Origin of the sequence: Bifidobacterium miconisargentati (assembly GCF_019331675.1) — a bacterium.
In the GTDB taxonomy this organism is placed as follows: Bacteria; Actinomycetota; Actinomycetes; order Actinomycetales; family Bifidobacteriaceae; genus Bifidobacterium; species Bifidobacterium miconisargentati.
On sequence record NZ_JAHBBJ010000005.1, the window covers coordinates 13,772 to 38,766 of the forward strand.

The 24,995-nt window shown below is 65.2% G+C and carries 19 protein-coding genes and 1 tRNA gene; 19 read left to right on the forward strand and 1 reads right to left on the reverse strand.

Annotated features, from left to right (window positions below; all coding sequences use genetic code 11):
* Positions 1 to 12 precede the first annotated feature (12 nt).
* Entirely contained in the window at positions 13 to 1,200 is a 1,188-nt protein-coding gene (locus tag KIH81_RS04140) for an ATP-binding protein (RefSeq protein WP_214304207.1), read from the reverse strand.
* A gap of 207 nt (positions 1,201 to 1,407) precedes the next feature.
* Between KIH81_RS04140 and KIH81_RS04145 the strand changes: the two genes are divergently transcribed.
* From KIH81_RS04145 to KIH81_RS04235, 19 genes are all read left to right on the forward strand, one after another.
* On the forward strand, positions 1,408 to 2,859 hold the full coding sequence (locus KIH81_RS04145; RefSeq protein WP_214304208.1) for an FAD-dependent oxidoreductase: 1,452 nt from the start codon (positions 1,408 to 1,410) through the stop codon (positions 2,857 to 2,859).
* Between the two features lie 388 nt (positions 2,860 to 3,247).
* Positions 3,248 to 4,426 (forward strand): serine hydrolase, encoded by a 1,179-nt coding sequence (locus KIH81_RS04150; RefSeq protein ID WP_214304209.1) that lies wholly within the window; start codon positions 3,248 to 3,250, stop codon positions 4,424 to 4,426.
* 62 nt (positions 4,427 to 4,488) lie between these two features.
* The gene (htpX, locus tag KIH81_RS04155) at positions 4,489 to 5,433 is read left to right on the forward strand and encodes a zinc metalloprotease HtpX (RefSeq protein ID WP_214304210.1); all 945 of its coding nucleotides are present in this window, start codon (positions 4,489 to 4,491) and stop codon (positions 5,431 to 5,433) included.
* A 64-nt stretch (positions 5,434 to 5,497) separates the two neighbouring features.
* Positions 5,498 to 5,571: transfer RNA gene (locus KIH81_RS04160), tRNA-Gly, on the forward strand.
* A gap of 29 nt (positions 5,572 to 5,600) precedes the next feature.
* Positions 5,601 to 6,599 (forward strand): DMT family transporter, encoded by a 999-nt coding sequence (locus KIH81_RS04165; RefSeq protein WP_214304211.1) that lies wholly within the window; start codon positions 5,601 to 5,603, stop codon positions 6,597 to 6,599.
* A gap of 96 nt (positions 6,600 to 6,695) precedes the next feature.
* Positions 6,696 to 7,763, forward strand: coding sequence for a class II fructose-bisphosphate aldolase (gene fbaA / locus KIH81_RS04170; protein WP_214304212.1), 1,068 nt, complete (start codon positions 6,696 to 6,698; stop codon positions 7,761 to 7,763).
* Positions 7,764 to 7,960: 197 nt separating this feature from the next.
* Entirely contained in the window at positions 7,961 to 9,247 is a 1,287-nt protein-coding gene (locus KIH81_RS04175) for an adenylosuccinate synthase (protein ID WP_214304213.1), read from the forward strand.
* Between the two features lie 40 nt (positions 9,248 to 9,287).
* Complete coding sequence (locus KIH81_RS04180) at positions 9,288 to 10,130, forward strand: fluoride efflux transporter FluC (RefSeq protein ID WP_214304214.1); 843 nt, start codon at positions 9,288 to 9,290, stop codon at positions 10,128 to 10,130.
* A gap of 2 nt (positions 10,131 to 10,132) precedes the next feature.
* Positions 10,133 to 10,501 carry a fluoride efflux transporter FluC gene (locus KIH81_RS04185; RefSeq protein WP_236029288.1) on the forward strand — a complete coding sequence of 123 codons (369 nt, stop codon included), beginning with the start codon at positions 10,133 to 10,135 and terminating at the stop codon, positions 10,499 to 10,501.
* A 186-nt stretch (positions 10,502 to 10,687) separates the two neighbouring features.
* The gene (locus KIH81_RS04190; RefSeq protein WP_214304216.1) at positions 10,688 to 12,112 is read left to right on the forward strand and encodes an ABC transporter permease subunit; all 1,425 of its coding nucleotides are present in this window, start codon (positions 10,688 to 10,690) and stop codon (positions 12,110 to 12,112) included.
* Between the two features lie 3 nt (positions 12,113 to 12,115).
* Positions 12,116 to 13,099 carry a branched-chain amino acid ABC transporter permease gene (locus KIH81_RS04195; protein WP_214304217.1) on the forward strand — a complete coding sequence of 328 codons (984 nt, stop codon included), beginning with the start codon at positions 12,116 to 12,118 and terminating at the stop codon, positions 13,097 to 13,099.
* Entirely contained in the window at positions 13,092 to 14,051 is a 960-nt protein-coding gene (locus tag KIH81_RS04200; RefSeq protein ID WP_214304218.1) for an ABC transporter ATP-binding protein, read from the forward strand. The genes KIH81_RS04195 and KIH81_RS04200 overlap by 8 nt, the downstream gene beginning before the upstream one ends.
* Positions 14,048 to 14,860 carry an ABC transporter ATP-binding protein gene (locus KIH81_RS04205; RefSeq protein ID WP_214304219.1) on the forward strand — a complete coding sequence of 271 codons (813 nt, stop codon included), beginning with the start codon at positions 14,048 to 14,050 and terminating at the stop codon, positions 14,858 to 14,860. Before KIH81_RS04200 ends, KIH81_RS04205 begins: the two co-directional genes overlap by 4 nt.
* 317 nt (positions 14,861 to 15,177) lie before the next feature.
* Positions 15,178 to 16,449, forward strand: a complete 1,272-nt coding sequence (locus tag KIH81_RS04210) for an ABC transporter substrate-binding protein (protein WP_236029266.1) — start codon at positions 15,178 to 15,180, stop codon at positions 16,447 to 16,449.
* A gap of 253 nt (positions 16,450 to 16,702) precedes the next feature.
* The gene (gtfA, locus tag KIH81_RS04215) at positions 16,703 to 18,226 is read left to right on the forward strand and encodes a sucrose phosphorylase (protein WP_214304220.1); all 1,524 of its coding nucleotides are present in this window, start codon (positions 16,703 to 16,705) and stop codon (positions 18,224 to 18,226) included.
* A 288-nt stretch (positions 18,227 to 18,514) separates the two neighbouring features.
* On the forward strand, positions 18,515 to 19,840 hold the full coding sequence (locus KIH81_RS04220; RefSeq protein WP_214304221.1) for an MFS transporter: 1,326 nt from the start codon (positions 18,515 to 18,517) through the stop codon (positions 19,838 to 19,840).
* Positions 19,841 to 20,044: 204 nt separating this feature from the next.
* Positions 20,045 to 21,685 carry an MFS transporter gene (locus KIH81_RS04225; RefSeq protein WP_214304222.1) on the forward strand — a complete coding sequence of 547 codons (1,641 nt, stop codon included), beginning with the start codon at positions 20,045 to 20,047 and terminating at the stop codon, positions 21,683 to 21,685.
* A 177-nt stretch (positions 21,686 to 21,862) separates the two neighbouring features.
* On the forward strand, positions 21,863 to 22,912 hold the full coding sequence (locus tag KIH81_RS04230) for a LacI family DNA-binding transcriptional regulator (protein WP_214304223.1): 1,050 nt from the start codon (positions 21,863 to 21,865) through the stop codon (positions 22,910 to 22,912).
* Positions 22,913 to 23,365: 453 nt separating this feature from the next.
* Positions 23,366 to 24,733 (forward strand): MFS transporter, encoded by a 1,368-nt coding sequence (locus KIH81_RS04235; protein ID WP_214304224.1) that lies wholly within the window; start codon positions 23,366 to 23,368, stop codon positions 24,731 to 24,733.
* Positions 24,734 to 24,995 lie beyond the last annotated feature (262 nt).

Genomic DNA, 24,995 nt, shown 5'->3' on the forward strand with positions numbered 1-24,995 from the left:
ATAATCACCTCGTCATTGGGCCGATGCGCCGTCCCGTTGCTTGCCGGTCAGCCAATCGGCGGCTGTGGTGACATGGATGCCTTGCGATACGTAGCTTTGCTCGACCCGGCTGACCACGTACTGCTGTTTTTGTGGCACGTCGAGTACGTCGCCGATCAAGGTCAGGTGCCGGGCGAACCGGTCGTGGTAGGTCTGCCCGGATTTGATTTCGATCATCAGACGGTTGTTCGGGTCGGTGAAGTCCAGCAGATCCACCTCGACCTTGCTGGCGTCGCGGTAGAAGAACAGTTGGGGGTCCCTCCCGGCGTTCAGATGCTGTTTCATGGTTTCGGCGATGATGAGGTTCTCGAAGATGTCGCCGAACTTCGGATGGGCGATCAGCGCCTCGACCGTACGAATGCCAAGGAGATGGCACAGCAGACCGGTGTCGTAGAAATAGAGCTTCGGCGTCTTGACCACCTGCTTGCGGGCATTGGTGTAGAACGGCATGAGGTGGAACGCCAGATAGCTTGATTCCAGAATGGACATCCACGCCTTCACGGTCCGTGGGCTCACGCCAAGCTCGTTGGCGATGTTCGTGTAATTCACCAGCGCGCCGGAACTCAGTGCGCACAGGGTCAGGAATCGGCGGAAATCCGCCAAATTACGTACGTCGAGATATTCGGAGACATCGCGTTCGATATAGGTGTCGATGTAGTTCGAGAAGAACACGGCAAGCGGCATCCCGGTGTCATAAATACGCGGGTATCCGCCTTGCAGCATGAACGCATCCGGCGTAAGTGTCTGATCGGCTTGAACCGCTTCCTGATATGAGAACGGGAGCAGCTTGACCAGGCCGACCCTGCCGGCCAACGACTGTCGGATGCGCTTGAGCAGCAGGAAATTCTGCGAGCCGGACAGCACGTACTGCCCCTGTCCGCCGCGCTCGTCGGACGTCACCTGAATCATGGAAAACAGATCAGGGGCGTACTGTGCCTCATCCACGATCAATTTGGACGGACGCTGCCGAATGAACCCCACCGGGTCATCGATGGCGGCCTTGCGCGTCCCTGGGTTCTCCAGATTCACATAGTCGTAGTCCGGGAACATGGCCTTGGCCAGAGTGGATTTGCCGCTTTGCCGCGGGCCGGTGATGGAGATCACGGGGAACCATTGCGCCAGCTGTTTGGCTTGTTTTCCGAGCAGTCGTGGAATCATCATCGTCTTCCCTCATAATCATGCAGTAGTGATTACCATAATCCTACATTAGAAATCCCCGTAATCCTGCATTAGGAAAAACCATAATCTGACAGTAGCGTGATTCGCGATTCGAGGCGGGGCCGGGTGCGGCTGACACCGTCAAAGCCGCCGATATCGCACCGGAAATCACCCTTCCCCGATTCGGCGGCTTGCGTTAGGCTAGAGCGCGTGACTGAATCTTCGAATACTGAACTCCGCATTGCCGTGATCGGCGCCGGCCCGGCCGGTGTCTACTCCTCCGATATCTTCCTGCGCCAGCTCAAGAAGCTGGGCGAGGAGCTGGGCCTCGGCACCGAAGCCCGCATCGACCTGTTCGAGAAGCTGCCCGTGCCGTTCGGCCTGGTGCGCTACGGCGTGGCCCCCGACCACCCCTCCATCAAGTTCATCGCCTCCGCGCTCGAGAAGACCCTCGACAACCCGGACATCCATCTCTACTGCGACGTGGAGTTCGGCAAGGACGTGACCCTCGAGGACCTCCTCGCCCGTTACGACGCCGTGCTCTTCGCCACCGGCGCGGTCAAGGACAAGCCGCTCGGCCTGCCCGGCGCCGGCCTGGACGGCGTGTACGGCGCCGCCAAGTTCGTCGAATGGTACGACGGCTACCCCACCGGCGCCCGCGAATGGCCGCTGACCGCCGAGAACGTGGCCGTGATCGGCGGCGGCAACGTGGCCATGGACGTGGCCCGCGAGCTCATGCGCAACGCGGACGACCTCAAGGCCAAGACCGACATCCCGGACAACGTCTACGAGGGTATCCAGAACAACAAGGCCAAGGTGCTGCACCTGTTCATCCGCCGCGGCGTGGCCCAGGCCAAGTTCAGCGTGCAGGAGCTGCGCGAGATGGAGAAGCTGCCCGGCGTGCAGCTCATCATCAACGAGGACGACTTCGACCTTGACGACGAGACCATCGAGGTGGCCGGCAAGGACAAGCTCACCCGCCAGATGGTCGAGGAGTTGTTCGCCATCCGCGAGATGGCCGAGGACATGGAAGACGACGGCGATGTGGACTTCGAAGGCAACCCGGCCGACCGCAAGTACTACATCCACTTCAACTCCGCGCCCACCGAGGTGCTCGGCGAGGACGGCAAGGTGACCGCCATCCGCGTGGAACGCACCGAGACCGGCGCCGACGGCAAGATGCACCGCACCGGCGAGTTCACCGACTACCCGGTCGAGGCCGTCTACCACGCCATCGGCTACAAGCCGGCCGAGGCCCCCGGCATCGCCTACGACGAGCATGGCGCCCACCTGGCCAACGCCAACGGCGACGGCCGTATCACCACCGAAGCCGAAGGCGGCGAGGTGCGCGAACGCCTCTACGCCACCGGTTGGGCCAAGCGCGGCCCGGTGGGCCTGATCGGCTCCACCAAGTCCGACGCCCTGGCCATTGTGACCAACATGCTTGAGGACCTGGCCAAGGCCGCCGAGGGCGGTCGCGTGGCCGCCGACCGCGACCCCGAATCCATCGACCGCCTGCTGGCCGAGCGCGGCGTCAAGCCCATCGACTTCGCCGGCTGGAAGAAGGTGGACGCCTTCGAACGCGCCGAGGGCGCCAAGGAAGGCCGCGAGCACAAGAAGGTCATCGAGCCCGCCCAGATGCGCGAGCTCGCCCACGCCTGATATTGAGGGCAAAAGTTGTTGCCGAGCCTGATGGCGCGGCTGATTCCGGCTCCCCTCGCTGAGGGGAGCTGTCGAACGAAGTGAGACTGAGGGGAGGCTGGCGGGTGATTCCCGTGGTGCTCCCCTCAGTCGCTTTCAGCGACAGCTCCCCTCAGGGAGGGGAGCCGGACCATCTCGGCTCTACTGTTGCCTTGCGTATTTCCTGGAAAACGGCTCTTCATGACAAGGTCCCGGCGGGAGCCGCATTTGCGCTGCGGCGCGTCCCTGTTCCGTCAACGGTTTTCCGGGAATTCCCAGTCGGTCGACACCGTGCGGTCAGCATGGAGTCATAGGCTGTGGCGCGGCGAAAACCGATGACCAGACCACCAAACCAGCGCCAAGGAGCGGCATGATGCAGCGAACGAACCAGCCCGGGGAACGCAAATCCGCACGGCGTCGGTCGGCATGGCGTGCCCGACATGGATCTGGGCGCGACGCGGGGGAGGAGCATGGCCGCACCCTGCCGTTGTGGCGCGAGAGCATGCGTGCACGTCGCCGTCGCATCGCGGTGGCCGCCCTGTGCGCCTCCGGCCTGGCCGGACTCTTCGTATTCGGCGCCAACGGTCCGCTGAGCGGTGCTACGGCGCTCGCCGAATCGGCCGTGGCCTCGGTGGAGGGCCAGTCCTCGCAGTCGGAGGCCTCCTCATCGGCCGCCGCCTCGTCCGGCACCGCGACCACCGGCAAGCGGCAGGCCAGTGCGGCCGCCAGCCTCACACCCACGCAGACCGCGCTCAAAGGCATCAGCGGCCTCGACGGTTCGGCCCAGATCTCCGCATCCGGGTTCGTGCTCGGCACTGACCTGCAACTCCAGCTCGAGCAGGAGCTCAACATCTTCGCCTCCTACGGCTACTCCGCCTCGTTCGTGCTGGTGGACACCGCCACCGGCGCGGCGCTCTCCTCCTACGGCGACGCCATCCGCTATTCAGCCTCCGCCATCAAGGGCCCGTACGTGCTCTCGCTCGCGGCCACCGGCACCATCGACCTCGACGGCGTCTATCAGGCTTCGAATGACGCGAACTACTGGACCCAGCAGCTCATCGAACAGACCATCACCGTCTCCGACAACACCGCCTACACCAGCCTGTACGAGACGTACCAGTCCACGCCCCTCACCCAATGGCTCGACGTCATCGGCGTGACCACGGACGTGACGGCCGGCGAGTATCTGGACCTGTCCGCCATCGACATGGCGCGCATGTGGACCCAGGGTTACGGCTACCTGTTCTCGGACGAGACCTCCGGCGAACCCGGCTCGGACGAGGCCCGCACATGGCTCTCCTCCGAATACACCAATACGCTCAACTCCAGCATCAACATGGCGCTGGGCGGGCAGTATTCCGTCTACACCAAGGCCGGGTGGATCGGTGGCGAGGGCGGCCTGTACGCGCTCAACGACGCCGGCATCGTCCGCTCCTCCTCCGGCGACTACGTGCTCGCGGTGATGACGGACGCCTCGGGCGAATACAACCTGCTCACCGAACTCATCACCCTCTTGGACCAGATCCACGGCTCCGTGATGGCCGCCTGACACGTCCGGACATCCCGCGCATATCCAGCAATCATTCAGGCTGCGTCCTTAGGCTGGGCCTCATGGATGCCAAAGTACGGGTGCATGGCCATTTCAACGGCCTGAAGACGACGCTGCTGTTCGCCCTGATGTGGGCCGTCATCATGCTGATCTGGTGGGCCACCGGCGGCACCCGGCAGACGCTCGGCATCTACATCGTCATCGGCCTGGCCACCACGTTCTTCTCCTACTGGTTCTCGGACAAACTCGCCATCGCCTCCATGGGCGCACGCGAGGTCTCCGAGGCCGAGGCCCCCGAGATCTACCAGATCGTGCGCGAGCTGAGCGCCAAGGCGGGCAAGCCGATGCCGCGCATCTACATCGCCCCCACCATGAGCCCCAACGCCTTCGCCACAGGCCGCAACGAACGCCACGCCGCCGTGTGCTGCACCCAGGGTATCCTGCAGATCCTCAACGCCCGCGAACTGCGCGGCGTACTGGGCCACGAACTCATGCACGTCTACAATCACGACATCCTGACCTCCGCCATCGCCTCCGCCATGGCCACCGTGATCACCTACCTCGGCTACTCGCTCATGTACATCGGCGGCGGCAATTCGCGCGACGACCGCGACGGCGGCTCCGGCGGGCTCGGCCTGGTCGGCGTGCTGCTCAGCGTGATCCTGGCGCCGATCGCCGCATCCCTCATCCAGATGGCCATCTCCCGCACCCGTGAATACGACGCCGACGAGGACGGCAGCCTCCTGACCGGCGACCCCGAGGCTCTCGCCTCCGCGCTCAACAAGATCTCCTACGGCGCCCAGACCACGCCGATGCGCAAGACCGCCGGCACCCAGTCCGTCTCCGCCATGATGATCGCCAACCCGTTCTCCGCGGCCGGGTTCTCCAAGCTCTTCTCCACCCATCCGCCGACCGACCAGCGCATCGCCCGCCTCATGGAAATGGCGCGGGAGATGAACGGCACGCCGGTTGCCGCGCCCACGTACTCCACCCGCGTGCTGCGGTAGCGTCACACGGCGTGATACGATAGCTGTTCGTGACGTTGCGGCCCCGGCCGCAGCCGACCGATTCGCGGACATAGTTCATCGGTAGAATGAAAGCTTCCCAAGCTTTAGAGGCGGGTTCGACTCCCGTTGTCCGCTCCATTCTCATCCTGCGCGTATCGTGATGCGCGATGTGTACTTCCAAAACCACCGAACGGCCCGCGGACGTCACCGAATCAGACGTCGCCGAACTAGGCGTCACCGAACCAGGCGAAACCGCGAACGGCAGGCCCACTCCCAGCTTCGAACGCACGCCGCGGGACATCCTCGTCGGCGGCGGGCTCGCGCTTGCCGGCGGCGTGCTGTGGGGCGTCAACGCCACCGTCTCCAAAATCCTCATGGGCTCCTACCATGCGGACCCGCTGTGGATCGCATGCGTGCGCGAACTGCTCGCCGGCGTGATCTTCCTGGTCTGCTCGGGCCTGTTCACGCCGGACAAGCTCACGGGTGCGCTCAAGGACCGCGGCTCGTACCCCAGATTGCTGGTCTGCGCCGTCACCTGCGTGCTCATGGTGCAGGTCTCCTACCTCAAGGCCATCGACTGGACCAATTCGGGCACCGCCACCGTGCTGCAGACGCTCAACCTGCTGGTGGTGCTGGCGTTCGTGTGCGTCATGGGGCGCAGGCTTCCCGGCAAACGGGAGAGCGTGGGTGTGGCGCTCGCGTTCGTGGGCACCGTGCTCATCGCCACCGGAGGCGACCTGACCCAGCTCAGCCTGCCGCTGCCCGGCCTCCTATGGGGTCTCACAGACGCGGTGGGCACGTCGATGATGACCATCCTGCCCATCGCGCTGATGGCCCAATGGGGCAACTTCACGGTCAACGGCATCATGTTCATGATCTCCGGCATCCTGCTCCTGCCATTCGTCAAGCCATGGGCCACCGCGCCCGCGCTGGACTGGGTGGGTGTGGCGCTCATGGCGTTCACGGTGATCGGCGGCACGTTCGGCGCCTTCTGGCTGTTCCTGGCCGGCACGCAGAAGTGCGGGGCCATGCGCGCCACCATGCTCGGCACCAGCGAGCCGGTCACCGCAACCATCTCCGGCGTGCTGTTCGCGGGGGCCGTGTTCACGCCCACCGATCTGGCCGGTTTTGCGATGATCATCATCATGGTGTTCCTGGTGCGGTGAACCTGCGGTGATTTTACGGTAACGGGTGAGCTAGGTCACGTCCGCACCGGCCCGTCCGGCGCGGGCAGCGGGCAGGCCCCGAGCGATAATGAAGCCATGACGATCGCAACACCGGAACGCTATGCCGAAATGCTCGACGCCGCACGCCGCGGCGGATATGCCTACCCTGCCATCAACGTGACCAGCTCCCAGACGCTGAACGCCGCGCTGAAGGGCTTCGCCGACGCCGAATCGGACGGCATCATCCAGATCTCCGTGGGCGGCGCGGCATACGTGTCCGGCATGGGCGTGAACGACCGCGTCACCGGCTCGCTGGCGCTCGCGGCCTTCGCGCACGAGGTGGCCGCGAAGTACCCGAACATCACCGTGGCCCTGCACACCGACCACTGCGCCAAGCAGTACCTGGACGAATGGGTGCGCCCGCTGCTGGCCCACGAGGCCGAGCAGGTGGCCCGCGGCCAGGAGCCCACGTTCCAGTCGCACATGTGGGACGGCTCCACCGTGCCGCTCAAGGAGAACCTCGACATCGCCGAGGAGCTGCTGGACAAGTCGCAGAAGGCCCACACCATTCTGGAGATCGAGATCGGCGCGGTCGGTGGCGAGGAGGACGGCCACTCCGCCGAAATCAACGAGAAGCTGTACTCCACGCCCGCCGACGGCCTGGAGGTGGCCCGCCGACTGGGTCTGGGGGAGCGCGGCCGGTACATGGCCGCCTTCACGTTCGGCAACGTGCATGGCGCGTACAAGCCCGGCGTGGTCAAGCTGCGCCCGGCCCTGCTCGGCGAGATCCAGGCCCGCGTGGCCCAGGCCGTGGTGGACGGCGAGCTGCCCAGCGCCGCCGGCATGGTGGACTTCCCCAACGGCAAGCCGTTCGAGCTGGTCTTCCACGGCGGTTCCGGCTCCACGCCGGAGGAGATCGCCGAGGCCGTGCGCTATGGCGTGGTCAAGATGAACATCGACACCGACACCCAGTACGCCTTCACCCGCCCGATCGCGGACCACGTGTTCGAGAACTACGACAAGGTCTTGAAGATCGACGGCGAGGTGGGCGAGAAGAAGTTCTACGACCCGCGCTCCTGGGGTCGCAAGGCCGAGGACGGCATGTCCGAGCGCGTGGTGGAGGCCTGCCGGCAGCTCGGTTCCGCGGGCAAGGCGCTCAAGTAGCGGCGGGCTGTGTGAAACTTCCCGCAGTCTCGTTATGCTCGACAGCTCCCCTCAACGAGGGGAGCCGAAAAACAGGACCGGCTTCCGGTGACCGGGCTGTTGCGTATGACTCATCCTTGATGAGATGAGGCCTTCCGCGGGTAGAGGGTTTACGGTACTCTAGTCCCCGGCGGAATCGTACTAGCGGGGAGGCTATCATGCCTGGAATTGTTCTTATCGGCGCTCAGTGGGGCGATGAAGGTAAAGGCAAGGCGACCGATCTGATCGGCACCAAGGTCGATTACGTGGCCCGCTTCAACGGCGGCAACAACGCCGGCCATAGCGTGGTGGTGGGCGACGAATCGTACGCCCTGCACCTGCTGCCCTCCGGCATCATCAACCCGCACCTGACCCCCGTGATCGGCAACGGCGTGGTGGTCGATCCCGAAGTGCTCTTCCAGGAGATCGACGGCCTCGAAGCCCGCGGCATCGACTGCTCCCACCTGCTGGTGAGCGAGGCCGCGCACATCATCGCGCCCTACCACCGCACGCTGGACAAGGTCACCGAGCGATTCCTCGGCAAGCACAAGATCGGCACCACCGGCCGCGGCATCGGCCCGGCCTACGCCGACAAGATCAACCGCGTGGGCATCCGCGTGCACGACCTGTTCAACGAGCAGCACCTGCACGACAAGGTCGAGGCCAGCCTCCACCAGAAGAACCAGATGCTCGTCAAGCTGTACAACCGTCGCCCGATCGACGTGGACCAGACCACCGAAGAGCTGTTGAAGCTCGGCGAACGCCTCAAGCCGTACGTGGCCAACACCGGCCTGATCCTCAACAAGGCGCTGGACGAGGGCAAGACCGTCCTGTTCGAGGGTGCCCAGGCCACCATGCTCGACGTGGACCACGGCACCTACCCGTTCGTCACCTCCTCCAACCCGACCGCCGGCGGCGCCTGCACCGGCACCGGCGTGGGCCCCACCAAGATCACCCGCGTGATTGGCGTCTCCAAGGCGTACGTGACCCGCGTGGGCGAGGGCCCGTTCCCCACCGAGCTGTTCGACGAATCCGGCGAGTGGCTGCGCACCCAGGGGCACGAGTTCGGCGTGACCACCGGCCGTCCGCGTCGCTGCGGCTGGTTCGACGCCGTCGTGAACCGTTACGCCTCCCAGGTCAACGGCCTGACGGACATCGTGCTCACCAAGCTCGACGTGCTCACCGGTCTTGAGGAGATTCCGATCTGTGTGGCCTACGACGTGGACGGCGAGCGTTACGACGACATGCCCACCGACCAGGCCGCCTTCGCCGCCGCCAAGCCCATCTACGAGACCATGCCCGGCTGGAGCGAGGACATCTCCAACTGCCACAGCTTCGACGAGCTGCCGGCCACCTGCCAGGCGTACGTCAAGCGTTTGGAGGAGCTCAGCAACTGCCGCATCTCCGCCATCGGCACCGGCCCGCAGCGCGACCACATCATCTCCGTCCACTCGCTGATCGACTGATTCGGCCGATTCGGTTCGTCTGATTCGACTGGTCCGTCCGATGATGGAGTCTCAAGAGCCTTCACCCAGCACCCAGGAGATCTCCGCCGCCCAGGTGCGCGCCCAATCCACGCCTGAACCGCAGGGCGCGGCCGCCGCGGCCAAACCGCCGCAGATTCCGCTCGCGCCCATCAAGCGTGTCCAGGCCCGCTTCAACCCGCTGGCCGACGGCATGCTGTATCTGGTGGTGTTCCTCGGCGGCACGCTGGGCACCGCCATGCGTTACGGGCTGAGCTTCATCCTGCCCGCCACCGCTGGGGCCGAGGGATTCTGGCATGCCTTCCATGTGCCCACGTTCACGGCGAACATGGCGGCCTGCCTCATCTTCGCGTGCCTGACCTCCTACCTGTCTCAGGCGGCGTGGATTCGCAAGCGCGTGCGTGAGCTCACCTCGCGCGGCATCGGCATGGGCATGTGCGGCGGCTTCTCCACGCTCTCCGCGCTGGCCATCGAGGAACTCACCACGATGCAGAGCGACCTCATTGCAGGAGCCGTGTTCTACCTGCTCGTGAGCTTCCTCATGGGCCTGGTCGTGGCGTATTTCGGCGCCCGTCTCGGACTGGCGCTGGCCGCCCGCAAAACCGCCAAGGCCGCCATCGTCGCGGTGCGTCAGCAGCAACCGGAGACTTGGCGTCATGTGACGGCGGGGGAGACGGTGGCCATGCCCGTCGACGACCGGTCCGCCGGAGCCGTTGCGGCCGGCGAGAACGGTGACGGATCCGGCATCTCTGACGGCGACGCCCCCGGACATATCGCCCACATCAACCCGCCCTCCTACGAACCCGCGCCCATCACCGACGAGATTCCGCTGACCGGCGACCCGACCACCGGGGAGGCCCACTGATGCTGTTCCTGTTCGTGTGCATGTGCGGCGGCCTCGGCGCGGTCGCGCGATTCGTACTCAACACCTCCATCCAGCGCTGGTGGAACCGGATGTTCCCGCTCTCCACGTTCGTGATCAATGTGATCGCCACGTTCTGCGCGGGCCTTGCCGCGGCCGCGTGGGCACATCAGGTGGTGCCCGAATCGACGTATCTGCTGTTCGTGACCGGCTTCCTCGGCGGTTTCTCCACGTTCTCCACGGCCATCAACGAGATGGTCTCGCTGGCGCGCAACAAGCATTTCGGCATGGCCGCGTTCTATCTGGCGGCCACCGTCGTAGTGCCGGTCATCTGCGTGTCGCTCGGCTGGCTCGTCGGTAGTTTGGCGCACTGATTCCTTGTTTCTGGCTCCCCTCAGTCAGCTTCGCTGACAGCTCCCCTCAGAGAGGGGAGCCTAAAAGGAATATGGTTATTTCCTTGTAACGAACCGGCGGACCGGTAACGCAAGGGAAACTTGGGCGCAACCGTGCGCGCTGATTGTCCTCCTAGGTTGAAAACCAAATCCAGAGAGGACAGTTATATGACAGCCGTACACATTTCCATACGGCGTCATCGACTGGGATTGTTGCTGTTCACCACAGTTTTCGCCCTATTGATGGCGCTGAGCATCGCCACCCCCGGCCGCACGTTCGCGGCCGAAGCCGTGCCCACGTGCAACCCGACCGCCACGAACGGATGCGTCAACGGCATCCTGCAGGACGCGGACAAGAAACCCATCGCCAACGTGACCCTGAAGCTTTCCGGCAAGGAGGAGGCCACCGCCACCACCGACGCCGAAGGCAAGTGGGCCTTCTCCGTGACCGCGGACGGCGAATACACCGTGACCATGGACGAATCCGTGGCCAAGGAGCACGGCCTCAAGGCCGCCACCGCCACGGTCGAGATCGAGAAGAACAGCTTCGACAAGGCCCGCCAGGTGGTCCGCTTCGACAAGCCCGTGGCCGCCTCCGCGAATGGCTCCGGCAAGTCCGGTTCCGGTTCCACAGCCTCCGGCGCGCAATCCGGTTCATCCGCCTCCTCCGACACCGCCCAGACCGCCAACGGCTCGTCCGCCACCGCCAACATCGGCAAACGCATCTGGCAGCAGTTGTTCTCCGGCGTCATCTTCGGCCTCATGCTGGGCCTGATGAGCGTGGGCATGAACCTCGTCTACGGCACCACCGGCCTGAGCTCCTTCTCCCACGGCGAGCAGGTCACCCTCGGCGGCCTGATGGCGTACGTGGGCACGCAGGTGCTCCACTGGCCGCTGATCCCGGCCGCCGTCTTCGCGGTGGCGATCGGCGCGCTCACCGGTTGGATCCAGAACGAGCTCGTCTGGGCGCCGCTGCGCCGCAAGCGCGTGGGCACCATGCAGCAGATGATCGTGACCATCGGCCTGTCCATGGCGCTGCAATACCTCTTCCAGTTCTTCTTCGGCGGCGACATCAAGGGCATCACCAAGTCCATACCGGCCAGCTTCACCATCGGCCCGGTCACCACGGACGCGCCCACGCTGATCTCGGCGGCCATCGCCATCATCGTGATCGTGGGCGTGACCCTGTTCCTCTACCGGACCAGGCTCGGCCGCGCGACCCGCGCCGTCTCCGACAACGCCGCGCTGGCCTCCGCCTCCGGCATCAACGTGGAACAGGTGGTGCGCATCGTCTGGATTCTATCCTGTGGCATGGCGGCCCTGTCCGGCGTGCTGCTGGGCGTCTACCTCAACGGCATCTCATGGAACACCGGCGCCACCTTGCTGCTGCTCATGTTCGCGGCGGTCACCCTCGGCGGCCTGGGCACCGCGAACGGCGCCCTCGTGGGTTCCCTGATCATCGGCATCGTCGCGGATATGAGCTCGCTCGTCATCCCCAACGACATGCGTTACGCCAGCGCGCTGGCGATTCTCATCATCGTCCTGCTGATCCGTCCGCAGGGCCTCTTCGGCAAGCAGCAAAGGGTGGGCTGAGCCATGGATTTCCTTACCATCATCTCCAATACGCTGGGCGAACTCATCGCCCCGACCACGGCGGCGTACGTGCTGGCCGCCATCGGCCTGAACATCCACTTCGGTATGACGGGACTCATGAACATGGGCCAGGCCGGATTCATGCTACTGGGCGCATACGGCTTCGCCATCACCCAGTCCATGGGCGCGAACCTGTTCGCCTCCGTGTGCGCGGCCGTGGCGCTCGCCGTGATCTACGCGCTGCTGCTGGGCATCCCGACCCTGAAGCTCGGCCCCGACTACCTGGCCATGGTCACGCTGGCGGCCGCCGAGATTATCCGCATCATCGGGCGGTCCACGGCCATGACCAAGATCACCGGCGGCTCGGCCGGCATCTCCCCGCAGGACTTCACCACCCAGTTCGAGGGCACGTCGCCGTTGCCCAACGGCTCCACCACCTTCCTGCTGTGGACGTACAACAACAACATCGCGAACTCCTGGTGGCTGCGACTGGTGGCCTGGGTGCTCGTGGCCATCGCCGCGCTGCTGTGCTGGCGCTGGTTCCACTCGCCGTGGGGCCGTGTGCTCAAGGGCATCCGCGAGGACGAGAACGCCATCCGCTCGCTCGGCAAGAACGTGACCACATACAAGATGCAGGCGCTGATCCTGGGCGGCATCTTCGGCGCGTTCGGCGGCATCATCTTCGTGCTGCCGCGCTCCGTGCAACCCGATTCGCTGGGCCGCGCGGTCACGTTCTACACCTGGACCATCCTGCTGCTGGGCGGCGCGGCCACCATCTTCGGGCCGATCCTGGGATCCTGCCTGCTGTGGGTGCTGCTGACGTTCGTCAAGGAGATCATGCGCGGCGCCATCCCGGACACGCTCATCTCCTCCAATCAGGTCGAGGCGCTCGGCTGGGTGATCGTGGGCGTGGCGCTCATGTGCCTGGTGATATTCAGACCGCAGGGCCTCCTGGGAGACCGAAAGGAGCTGGCGTTCAATGCCTGAGTCAAAGCCATTCCAAGACCTCGCCAAGTGGGCCACCAAGGCCCCGGAAGGCGAGAAGCTGATCTCCACCGCCTACCGCGACAAGGTCTCCGCGGACCTCGAATTCGTGGAGCACACGCCCGGCGTGCACAAGCCGGACCCCATCCTCGTGGCCAACAACGTGACCCGCAAGTTCGGCGGCATGACCGCCGTGGACGTCAAGCACTTCGAGATCGAACGCCACGGCATCACCGCGCTCATCGGCCCGAACGGCGCCGGCAAGACCACGTTCTTCAACCTGATGACCGGATTCGACACCCCGAACACCGGCGACTGGCGCTTCGACGGGCACGACATGGCCCACGTGCAGCCCGAGAAGGTGGCCCGCATGGGCATGGTCCGCACCTTCCAGCTCACCAAGGTGATGAGCCGCCTGACCGTGCTCGACAACATGCTCCTGGGTGCCCCCGTGCAGCCCGGCGAGGGCATGTTCCGCTCGCTGATCCCCGGCCTGTGGCGCAAGCAGGAGAAGGCGAACACCGAGAAGGCCGAGGCCCTGCTCGAACGCTTCCTGCTCATCAAGAAGAAGGACGACTTCGCCGGCTCGCTGTCCGGCGGCCAGCGCAAGCTCCTCGAAATGGCCCGTGCGCTCATGAGCGATCCGCAGCTGGTCATGCTCGACGAGCCGATGGCCGGCGTGAACCCGGCGCTGAAACAGTCGCTGCTCGAGCACATCATGTCGCTGCGCGAGGAAGGCACCACGGTGCTGTTCGTGGAGCACGACATCAACATGGTCCGTCACATCGCCGACTGGGTCACCGTGATGGCCGAAGGCAGGATCGTGGCCGAAGGCCAGCCCAAGTCCGTGATGGAGGATCCGGCCGTGATCGACGCCTACCTCGGCGCCAACGCCAACATCGACCTCGGCGACGACTCCGTGCTGGGCCTCAAGGAAAGCGAGGAGCAACGATGACTGACATCGAAACCACTGCAACCGCCGACACCCGCCCGCGCTCCGAAATCCACGTCGGCGAACCGGAAGGCGAGCCCCTGCTGGACGCCGTGGACCTCGTGGCCGGCTATCTGCCCGGCGTGAACATCCTCAACGGCGCCTCGCTCACCCTGCACGAGGGCGAGATCGTGGGCATCATCGGCCCGAACGGCGCCGGCAAGTCCACGCTGCTCAAGTCCCTGTTCGGATTGGTCCGCATCCACTCCGGCAAGCTCGTCTTCAAAGGCAAGGACATCACCAACCTCAGGGCGGACAAGCTCGTCTCCCTCGGCGTGGGCTTCGTGCCCCAAACCGAGAACGTCTTCCCCTCCCTGACCATCGCCGAGAACCTGCACATGGGTGCCTACCAGGCCCCCAAGAAGTTCAACGAACGGTTCGACTACGTCTGCTCCATCTTCCCCAAGCTGGAGACCCGCAAGGACCAGCTCGCCGGCTCCCTGTCCGGCGGCGAACGCCAGATGGTGGCCATGGCCCGCGCTTTGATGATGAACCCGTCCGTCCTGCTCCTCGACGAGCCGTCCGCCGGTCTTTCCCCGATGCTCCAGGACGAGACCTTCATCCGCGTGCGCCAGGTCAACAAGGCCGGCGTCTCCGTGATCATCGTCGAACAGAACGCCCGCCGTTGCCTGCAGATCTGCGACCGCGGCTACGTGCTCGACCAGGGCCGCAACGCCTACTCCGGCCGCGGGCGCGACCTGCTCGAAGACCCGAAGGTCATATCCCTGTATTTGGGCAACCTAGAAGAAGAAGTGGAAGAGGAAGGCCGGTGACGGAGCGTCCTCGTCGTTGCTCCTCGGTCGACGTACCTTCGTACGCCTTCCCTCGGTGCGCCTAGAGGCCGCACACGTCACCGTCCTTCTTACAGAAGGGCGGTCGTTGTTCTGGCTCCCCTCAATCAGGGCGCGAGCATGCCCGAAAATGGCTGAAAACCGCATGTTTCCAACAGTTTTCGGACTTCATCAGACGGTTACATGCGAACAATCTGCGCGAATCAACACCCGCTTAGGCTCAAAGCCAAGATTCGGGCGATCAACCGCTCGCATCGGCACCATTGCCCGCAAGGGCTTGAGAGGAAGTGGTGATTCAAATGTTGAATACCAAGAAGTACATGATCACGGCCACGGCGGCCATCGCCGCCGCCATTATGGCGCTCGCCGGCTGCGGCTCCGGCTCCACCGGCGCCGCCGATTCCAGCACTGCCTCGGCCAAGAAGACCGACACCTTCGTGCTCGGCGGCCTGTGGCCCGAAACCGGTTCGCTGGCCTATCTGGCCCCGCCGGAACTCGCGGCCGAGAAACTGGCCGTCGCCGACATCAACGCGGCCGGCGGCGTGCTGGGCAAGGACGTGACCACCACGGACGCCGATACCTCGGACGCCGACCACGCCGACCAGAACTCCTCGGCCACCCAGTCCGTGATGAGCAAGAACCCGTCCTTCGTGATCGGCCCGGCCTCCAGCGCGGTGGTCAAGAACGTGTACAAGACCATCACCTCAGCGAACGTGCCGATGCTGTCCATGGGCGCCACGAGCTCCGACTTCTCCGGCCTGAGCCCGTACTTCTTCCGCACCGTGCCGCCGGATTCCGTGCAGGGCGCCGTGCTCGGCCAGGTCATCGCCCAGGACGGCGTGAAGAACCTCGCCGTGGCGGTGTTCAACGACGAGTACGGCACCGGCCTGCGTGACACCATCGTCAAGACCGCCGAAGGCGCGGGCGTGAACGTGGTGTACGGCGCGGACGACGCCTTCGACCCGACCGAAACCAACTTCTCCTCGATCGTCACCGCCATCAAGGCCTCCAACCCGGACGCCATCGCCATCGTGGCCTTCGACCAGACCAAGCCGCTGCTCAAGGAGCTCGCCTCCCAGGGCGTGGACATGCACAAGCTCTACTTCGTGGACGGCAACACCGCCGACTACTCCAAGGATCTGGATGCCGGCCTGCTTGAGGGTTCCAAGGGCACCATCCCCGGTGTGATGGCCTCCGATGACTTCCAGAAGAAGCTCGTCAAGGCCTACGGCAAGGACATCACCACCTTCACCTACGGCGCCGAAACCTATGACGGCATCATCCTGGCCGCGCTGGCCGCGCAGAAGGGCGGCTCCGCCGACGGCGCGACCATCCAGAAGAACATGGCCGCGGTCTCCGGCGCGAACGGCGGCGAGGAATGCACCACCTACAAGGACTGCGTGGCGTTGCTCAAGTCCGGCAAGGACATCAAGTACAAGGGCCTGACCGGCATCGGCCCGTTCAACAAGAACAACGACCCGAGCTCCGCGAACATCGGCGTGTACGTGTTCGACGGCAAGAACGTGCCGCAGTTCGACCACACCCAGGAAGGTAAGGTCCCCACCGACTGATCGCCAGTCGCCTGACTGATAGTCCCGTGCGATTCGACCGGCCGACCAGCCCCGCCGAACGGCCCAAACACAAGCCCCGTCCACTGGCGGGGCTTTTCCGTACGTTGGTGTCGAACCGGTTCGACACGCCGGTCGGCTCGACCGAGAACGCCACCGCCGCTACCATCGAACCGGTTCGATACGCAAGACGCACCCCGCGGGACACCGTTCTCGTCCGGCGAGGCGTCGCCAACAACACAACACAGGAGTTGCCGTGAAGAACAAAGTCCAACTCATCACCTACGCGGATCGCCTCGGCGACGGCACCATCGCAAGCATGACCGACATCCTGCGCACCCGATTCGACGGCGTCTACGACGGCGTGCACGTCCTGCCGTTCTTCACCCCGTTCGACGGTGCGGACGCCGGCTTCGACCCCATCGACCATACCAAGGTCGACCCGCGCCTCGGCTCCTGGGACGATGTGGCCGAGCTCTCCAAGACCCACGACATCATGGTCGACGCCATCGTCAATCACATGAGCTGGGAATCCGCCCAGTTCCAGGACGTGCTCGCCAAGGGCGAGGAATCCGAGTACTACCCGATGTTCCTGACCATGAGCTCCGTCTTCCCGAACGGCGCCACCGAGGAGGACCTGGCCGGCATCTACCGCCCGCGTCCGGGCCTGCCGTTCACCCACTACAAGTTCGCCGGCAAGACCCGTCTGGTGTGGGTCAGCTTCACCCCGCAGCAGGTGGACATCGACACCGACTCGGACAAGGGCTGGGAATACCTCATGTCCATCTTCGACCAGATGGCCGCCAGCCATGTCAGCTACATCCGTCTCGACGCCGTGGGCTACGGCGCCAAGGAGGCCGGCACCAGCTGCTTCATGACCCCGAAGACCTTCAAGCTCATCTCCCGCCTGCGCGAGGAGGGCGTCAAGCGCGGTCTTGAAATCCTCATCGAGGTGCATTCGTACTACAAGAAGCAGGTGGAGATCGCCTCCAAGGTGGACCGCGTCTACGACTTCGCCCTGCCGCCGCTGCTCCTGCACTCCCTGTTCACCGGTCACGTCGAGCCGGTGGCCCACTGGACCGAGATCCGCCCGAACAACGCCGTCACCGTGCTCGACACGCACGACGGCATCGGCGTCATCGACATCGGCTCCGACCAGCTCGACCGCAGCCTCAAGGGCCTCGTGCCGGACGAGGACGTGGACAACCTGGTCAACACCATCCACGCCAACACCCACGGCGAGTCCCAGGCCGCCACCGGCGCCGCCGCGTCCAACCTCGATCTCTACCAGGTCAATTCCACCTACTACTCCGCGCTCGGCCGCAACGACCAGCACTACCTGGCCGCCCGCGCCGTCCAGTTCTTCCTGCCCGGCGTGCCGCAGGTCTACTACGTGGGCGCCCTCGCCGGCGGCAACGACATGGATCTGCTGCGCCGCACCAACAACGGCCGCGACATCAACCGCCACTACTACTCCACCGCCGAAATCGACGAGAATCTGACCCGCCCGGTGGTCAAGGCGCTGAACGCCCTGTGCCGCTTCCGCAACGAACTGCCCGCGTTCGACGGCGAATTCGCCTACGAGGCCGACGGCGACACGTCCATCACCTTCCGTTGGACCGCTGCGGACGGCGAAACCCGCGCCGCCCTCACCTTCGAGCCCGGCCGCGGACTCGGCGCGGACAATGAGACCCCGGTCGCCAGCCTCAGCTGGACCGACGCCGCCGGTGATCACGAGAGCGTCGACCTGCTGAACGATCCGCCGATCGTCCGCTTCTGACACCCCCGTCCGCGACCGATGAGCGAGACCTCCGACCGGACATGGCCGGGGGTCTCGCAGGACACGCCGACGGATTACGTCAATCGATTGACGTCATGCTATTATCGAACCGGTTCGATGAGAACGACATAAGTCAACGCAGAAGTTGTCCATGAGGAACACCGTATGGTTCTTCGGCCCGGAATCCCCAGGCGCAGCCTCGTCGTCGGCTTCCAGTCGCGACTGACGACCGCCCAACGCAAACGTCACCCCCAAATCCGCCAATCGATTCTCACAGGGAAGTGAACCATGGAATCAACAATCGCATCGGCAGCCGCGGCCCCCGCCGTGGACAAGGCCGAGCTTGACAGCTACGGCCGCCGCCCCTCCGTGCTGGATGTCGTGCGCCTCGGCGCCGGCTTCACCATCAGCCTGATCATCACCGGCATCGTCTGGGTCTCGCTGTCCTCCATCCTCGTGCCGCAGCTCGTGGACCAGATCGCCCCCGGCCAGCGCGAGGCCTTCATCGGCACCATCAACTCGGTCGGTTCCGTGGTGGCGTTGTTCGCCAACATCATCTTCGGCACCTTCTCCAATCTCACCCGCTCCAAGTGGGGCAAGCGCACGCTGTGGATCATCAGCGGCGGCATCCTGTGCGGCGCCTGCGTGGCCGGCTTGCTCGTCACCCGTTCCCTGCCGCTCATCCTGCTGCTGTGGTGCGGCATGCAGCTGTTCTACAACTGGATGAACGCCCCGTTCGTGGCCACCCTGTCCGACCGCGTGCCGGACAAGTTCCGTGGCTCCGTCTCCTCCTTCATGGGCGCCGGCGGCGTGCTCGGCCAGACCGCTGGCTCCCTGGTGGGCTCCCTGCTCATCAGCAACATCGACCTCGGCTTCGCCGTGGGCGCGCTCGGCTTCGCCCTCGTGGGCATCATCGTGGTCGGCATCTGGCCGCGCGAACCCTCCAACGTGGACGAGGAGCGCGAGCCGGTGAGCCTGGGCATGGTGCTGCGCGCCTTCATTCCGCCGCACGGCAAGGGCGCCCGCAACTTCTACTACGCCCTCTTCGGCCGCATGATGATGGTCGCCGGCTACCAGATGATCAACGGCTACCTGCTCTACGTGGTCAAGTACTACACCTTCTCCGACTCCGGCTACGACGCCGAGCAGCTCAAGACCGCGGCCGCCGGCGTGATCGCCACCATGTCCGTGATCACCATGATCGTCTCCCTGATCGCCGCCCTGGTCTCCGGCCCGATCTCCGACAAGCTCGGCATGCGTAAGATCCCGGTCGCCGGCGCCAGCGTGCTGTTCGCCATCGGTGCCGCCATGCCTTGGATCTTCCACAACGCCTGGGGCATGTACCTGTTCGCCGCCATCGCCGGCTTCGGCTACGGCGTCTACAACGCCATCGACCAGGCCCTGAACGTGTCCATCCTGCCGAACCCGAAGGAGGCCGGCAAGGATCTGGGCGTGCTCAACATGGCCAACACCCTGTCCACCGTGCTCGGCTCCCTGCTCACCTCCGGCGTGGTCATGGCCACCGGCGGCAACTACGGCCTGGTGTTCCCGGTCTGCATCGTGGTGGTGCTCATCGCCGCCTTCCTCATCATGCAGATCCGCGGCATCAAGTAGTCCGTCCGCAGGGCCCGTCCGCAACGGATTGAAAGCCCGCCAAGTATTCGGCCCAGCGTAGACTGGGCTGATGGAAAGCAAACCGCCCGCAGTGCACTGAAGCCAGTGCGCGCGGGCGGTTTTGCGTTGCCGTGAGCCTTGCCGCAAGCGTGAGGGCGCGGCAGCCGGAGAGCACAGAACAGAGCACAAGGGAAAGAGCGAATCATGTTGGAACCGTACGTGCGCCCGGGCATTGACGACCGCCCGGATCTCGACAAGGCGCTGAGCCCGGAAGACAAGGCCGCCGTGGCCCGACTGGCCATCAAGGACCGCCGCCGTCCGCCCGAACCGTCCGCCGACCAGCCCGAGGCCCAAGCCGTCCGCCTCGCCTCCTCCGCCACGTCGGCCGCCGTGGCCGCGGCCGCCAGCGTGGACGCCCCCGCGCCGGACATGTCCTCCGCCTATCTGGACATGCGCGACCCGATGGTCGCCGCCAACGGCGAGAAGCCGGACGCCCGCCGCGTCTCCCGCCTCAACTGGGGCTTCTTCGTGGCCTCCATGCTTGTGGGCGCCCCCTGGGTGGCGCTCAACTCCATCGCCGTGCCGAACATGGCGGCCCGCATGATGGGCTACGACACCTCGCTGCCCACTGCGATCACCCTCAACCCCGCCACCGGCCGGCCGCTGCCCGTGGCCACGGACCTGGCCATGCCGCTCGCCGTGCTGGTGGTGGTCGGCGTGGTGGCCGCCATGTTCTCCATGCCGCTGGTCTCCGCCCTGTCCGACCGCACGCGCGTGCCGTTCGGCCGCCGCACTCCGTGGATGGCCGCCGGCGGTCTGCTGTGCGCGCTCAACACGCTGATTCTGGGACAGGACACCAGCATCGTGGTCATGGGCATCTTCTGGGCGGTGATGCAGTTCGCGTACGCCATGCTGTCCGTGCCGCTGGCCAGCGCCATCAGCGAACGTGTGCCGGACAAGTTCCGCCCGCGCATCGAACGCTGGCATGGCATCGGCGTGATGCTGGCCCAGGCGATCGGCCTGTGCCTCGGCGCGTTCGGCGTGATGTTCGGCTCCGACTCCGCCTTCACCACGCTCGCCGTGATCTTCGCGCTCTCCGGCATCCTCACGGTCCTGATCCTGCCCAAGGAGCCGTCCAGCACCGAACAGCCGCACGTGCGCATGGACGGCGCCGCGGTGTTCGGCCAGCTGAAGTTCCCGGCCCACGCGCCCGCCTTCGCCCGCGCGTTCGCCGCCCGCACCCTGATGATGGCCGGCGTGGGCATGACCGGCGTGTTCCTGTGGTACCTCGTGCGCTTCTGGGTCTACGGCAAGGCCGTGCGGTTCACATCCGCGCCGCTGACCATCCCGGCCGGATTCCTCATCATGGCGATGGCCGTGGCCACGCTCGTGGGCGCCGCGCTCGCATCCTGGGCCGCGGGCCCGATCTCCGAGAAGATCGAGGAGAAGGGCATCGCCACCGCCACCGTGGTGGCCTCCTCCTGCGTGCTGTACGCGCTCGGCCTGGCGCTCGCCTGGGGGCTGGGCGTCTGGTCCACCGGCACCGCGCGTGAGAACGGCCTGATCGCCTTCGCGCTCATCTCCGGATTCGCGTTCGGCCTCTACGACGCGCTCGGGCTGGAGCTCGTGATGGATTCCCTGCCCGACCCGCGCACCGCCGGCCATGACCTCGGCGTCTACGCGCTCGCCAACTCCGCGGGCCTGGCGCTCGCCGCCATCGTGGGCGCCATCCTGGTCAACGCCTTCGCGTCCAGCTTCGGCTACTACCTGCTCTTCCCCGCGGGCATCGTGCTGGTGCTGCTCGCCGGCACCGTGACGCTGGTCTCCGCCAACGCCGCCGACTGAGAGTGTCCGGTAGTTCCCGAAAACGGCCGGTCCGGTCCGCCTTCGCCCCGCGCGATATTTGCTTCGCGTGGGGCGAAACGCTGTCAAACCGGTTCGAGTACACTGTATTCCAACATGGGCCGTGATGTGCGCGGCAGGCGGCCCGACGGTCCAACGACTCACCGGGGAGGAACGAACATGGTCGGTATGCGCGACGTGGCCAAGCAGGCCGGAGTATCCCTGAGCACCGTCTCGCTGGTGGTCAACAACACCGGATACGTCTCGGACGACATGCGTTCCAAGGTCGAGGCGGCCATGCGCAAGCTCAACTACATCCCCAACGAGCTGGCCCGCAACCTCTACCACAACCGCACCAACACCGTCGGCGTCATCATGCCGACCATCGCCCACCCGTTCTTCGCCACGCTCACCGCCGCCCTGCAGCGCGAATTCGCCTCCCGCGGCCTGAAGACCCTGCTGTGCTCCACCGCCGATGCGGACACCGGAGAAAGCGAATACGTGGGCATGCTCCAGCGTCACATGATGGACGGCATCATCATGGCCGCCCACACCGAGCACCCCGCCGACTTCTGGACCGCCATCCGCCGCCCGATCGTGGCCTTCGACCGCTTCCTCGGCGCCGGCGTGCCCACCGTCCACTCCGACCACGAACAGGGTGGCCGGCTCGTCGCGCAGCACCTCATCCGCACGGGCGCGCGCCATGTGGTGCTCGCCGGCGGCCCGCGCACCCAGTTCGCCGACGGCACCACCTTCCCCACCGTGCGCTACCACCTCACCGTCGAGCGCATGCTTTCCGAGGCCGGCATCGCCTGCGACTACGTGGAGGCCGGCTCCGTCACGGACGTGACCGCACACGAAGCCGTCGCCCGCAACATCTTCGAGCGGTACTCCGGCGTCGACGCCATCGTCGGTGCGGACGTGGTGGCCGCCATGGCCTTGCAGGAGGCCTGCCGCCGCGGCATCAACGTGCCGCGCGACCTGCAGATCATCGCCTACGACGGCACGCTCATCACCGAAATCGCGGGCAAGCGACTGACCGCCGTCCGTCAGGACTTCCCGGCGCTCGCCGCCGCGCTCGCCAATCGCATGGACGATCAGATCGCCGCCGAGGACACGGCCGGAGGCAAGCCGTCGCGTGTGTCCAGGACGGACGATGCCGGCGACGAATCCGTCATCGAAGAGCAGGTCGTGCCGGTCGGCTTCATCCCCGGCGAGACCACGCGATAGTCGCTCCATCTGTCAAGACCCTGCGTCCACATAGTGAACCCCTGCTGGTTTGGGCCGCGGGCCGCGCTTATTGTCTCATTCCAGTTCGGGTCGAACGGACCCGAGGAACACCGAAAGGAGGCCACGCGATGACTGGATTCAATGCTTCTGCGTTTGATTCCGCACGAATTATTAGCCCGTCTTCGCTGGCGGACTAACGGCAACCAATGCTTGAGGCCCCGTCAACGAAGGCAGGGCCAATCAATACCGACACAATCGGTCAGGCCCTGCGCGATGCGGGGCTTTTTTGTTGCGCTCACAAGGCATGAAGGCAAATCTCCGCAGCGCGGTACGGCAGCGGAGAGCATGCGGTACATAATCCAAGAACCAATTCCCAAGAAACGAATCTCGCAGTCACCCCAGGGCGCGGTAAGGCCCGTACGAGAGAGTGATGGAGAGTTACAGGAGCAACTCATGACTGCAGCAGTCGAAGAGACTGGACTGAACCAGGCGGCGGGCAAGGCCGCCGCCATGGTGCGCGACTCGGTCAAGACCGTGATCGCCGCCTCGATGGTCGGCACCGCCATCGAATTCTACGATTTCTACGCCTACGGCACCGCCGCGGCGAACTACTTCCCGCACATCTTCTTCTCCGACAAGGCCAATCCGACCGTCGCCCTGCTGATGAGCCTGCTGACCTTCGCCATCGCGTTCATCGCCCGCCCGCTCGGCTCGCTGGTCTTCGGCCACTTCGGCGACCGCATGGGCCGCAAGACCACGCTGGTCGTCTCGCTGATGACCATGGGCGTCGGCACCTTCCTCATCGGCTGCCTGCCCACCTACGACCAGGCCGGCGTGTTCGCCGTCGCCATCCTGTGCCTGCTGCGCTTCGTCCAGGGCATCGGCCTGGGCGGTGAGTGGTCCGGCGCCGCGCTGGTGGCCACCGAGAACGCCCCGGAGAACAAGCGCGCCCTGTATGGCTCCTTCCCGGAGCTGGGCGCCCCGATCGGCTTCTTCCTGTCCAACGGCACCTACTTCGTGCTCGAGTCCTTCAATGATCAGGACGCCATGCTGGCCTGGGGCTGGCGCGTGCCGTTCCTGCTGTCCGCGGTGCTGGTGATCGTGGGCCTCGTGGTCCGCGTCCACATGGAGGAGACCCCGATCTTCCGCATGGCCCAGGAGCAGAAGAAGGTCGTCAAGTCCCCGCTCACCGAGGTCTTCCGCAAGTCCTGGCGTCAGGTGCTGCAGGCCACCTTCCTCGTGGCCGTGACCTACACGCTGTTCTACACGCTGGCCACCTGGTCCCTCGCCTGGGGCACCAAGGACGTCGCGAACGGCGGCGGCAACCTGGGCTTCACCAACCAGGAGTACCTGCTCATGCTCATGATCTCCATCTGCGTGTTCGCCCTGTTCATCGTGCTGTCCTGCCTGTACGCGGACAAGATCGGCCGCCGTCGCGTGCTGACCTTCTCCTCCTGCGCGCTCGTGGTGTTCGCCGTGCTGTTCCCGTTCCTGCTGGACGGCCAGCTCGTGGGCCAGAAGAACTTCGCCGCCAACATGGCCTTCCTGTGCATCGGCTTCGCGCTGATGGGCGTCGCCTTCGGCCCGATCGGCGCCTTCCTGCCCGAGCTGTTCGACGCCAACGTGCGTTACTCCGGCTCCGGCATCGGCTACAACCTCGCCGCCATCGTGGGCGCCGCCTTCGTGCCGACCATCGCCACCTGGCTGTCCCACAACTGGGGCGTCCACTCCGTGGGCCTCTACCTCGGCGTGATGGCCGTGTGCTGCCTGGTCTCCGTGCTCACCTGCCGTGAAACCAAGGATGTGGACTTTACGAAGTAAAGTCCACGGCAGTCCTTTGGTTTCGCGACAGCTCCTCTCAGAGAGGGGAGCCAGAACCTCCACATCTCATAACTCAAAAATCCCCGGTTCACAACGTGAAAAAACTCAAGTTCACAGAGTGAACCCCCTGAGGGCTTTTCCGAAACGACAGGACTAAACCTGCATATCGGAAAAGCCCACAAGGAAAAACCAAGAATTTTCCGCATCAGCGGAACGCATTAATACTCACCCCATAAATAAACAATAGATATAAAGGAGCGCC

What these genes read in the sequence shown, in the direction of transcription:
- KIH81_RS04140 (WP_214304207.1), bottom strand. Translation starts at nt 1,200, where the DNA reads ATGATGATTCCACGACTGCTCGGAAAACAAGCCAAACAGCTGGCGCAA.
- KIH81_RS04150 (WP_214304209.1), top strand. Translation starts at nt 3,248, where the DNA reads ATGATGCAGCGAACGAACCAGCCCGGGGAACGCAAATCCGCACGGCGT.
- htpX (WP_214304210.1), top strand. Translation starts at nt 4,489, where the DNA reads ATGGATGCCAAAGTACGGGTGCATGGCCATTTCAACGGCCTGAAGACG.
- KIH81_RS04165 (WP_214304211.1), top strand. Translation starts at nt 5,601, where the DNA reads ATGTGTACTTCCAAAACCACCGAACGGCCCGCGGACGTCACCGAATCA.
- fbaA (WP_214304212.1), top strand. Translation starts at nt 6,696, where the DNA reads ATGACGATCGCAACACCGGAACGCTATGCCGAAATGCTCGACGCCGCA.
- KIH81_RS04175 (WP_214304213.1), top strand. Translation starts at nt 7,961, where the DNA reads ATGCCTGGAATTGTTCTTATCGGCGCTCAGTGGGGCGATGAAGGTAAA.
- KIH81_RS04180 (WP_214304214.1), top strand. Translation starts at nt 9,288, where the DNA reads ATGATGGAGTCTCAAGAGCCTTCACCCAGCACCCAGGAGATCTCCGCC.
- KIH81_RS04190 (WP_214304216.1), top strand. Translation starts at nt 10,688, where the DNA reads ATGACAGCCGTACACATTTCCATACGGCGTCATCGACTGGGATTGTTG.
- KIH81_RS04195 (WP_214304217.1), top strand. Translation starts at nt 12,116, where the DNA reads ATGGATTTCCTTACCATCATCTCCAATACGCTGGGCGAACTCATCGCC.
- KIH81_RS04200 (WP_214304218.1), top strand. Translation starts at nt 13,092, where the DNA reads ATGCCTGAGTCAAAGCCATTCCAAGACCTCGCCAAGTGGGCCACCAAG.
- KIH81_RS04205 (WP_214304219.1), top strand. Translation starts at nt 14,048, where the DNA reads ATGACTGACATCGAAACCACTGCAACCGCCGACACCCGCCCGCGCTCC.
- KIH81_RS04210 (WP_236029266.1), top strand. Translation starts at nt 15,178, where the DNA reads ATGTTGAATACCAAGAAGTACATGATCACGGCCACGGCGGCCATCGCC.
- KIH81_RS04220 (WP_214304221.1), top strand. Translation starts at nt 18,515, where the DNA reads ATGGAATCAACAATCGCATCGGCAGCCGCGGCCCCCGCCGTGGACAAG.
- KIH81_RS04225 (WP_214304222.1), top strand. Translation starts at nt 20,045, where the DNA reads ATGTTGGAACCGTACGTGCGCCCGGGCATTGACGACCGCCCGGATCTC.
- KIH81_RS04230 (WP_214304223.1), top strand. Translation starts at nt 21,863, where the DNA reads ATGGTCGGTATGCGCGACGTGGCCAAGCAGGCCGGAGTATCCCTGAGC.
- KIH81_RS04235 (WP_214304224.1), top strand. Translation starts at nt 23,366, where the DNA reads ATGACTGCAGCAGTCGAAGAGACTGGACTGAACCAGGCGGCGGGCAAG.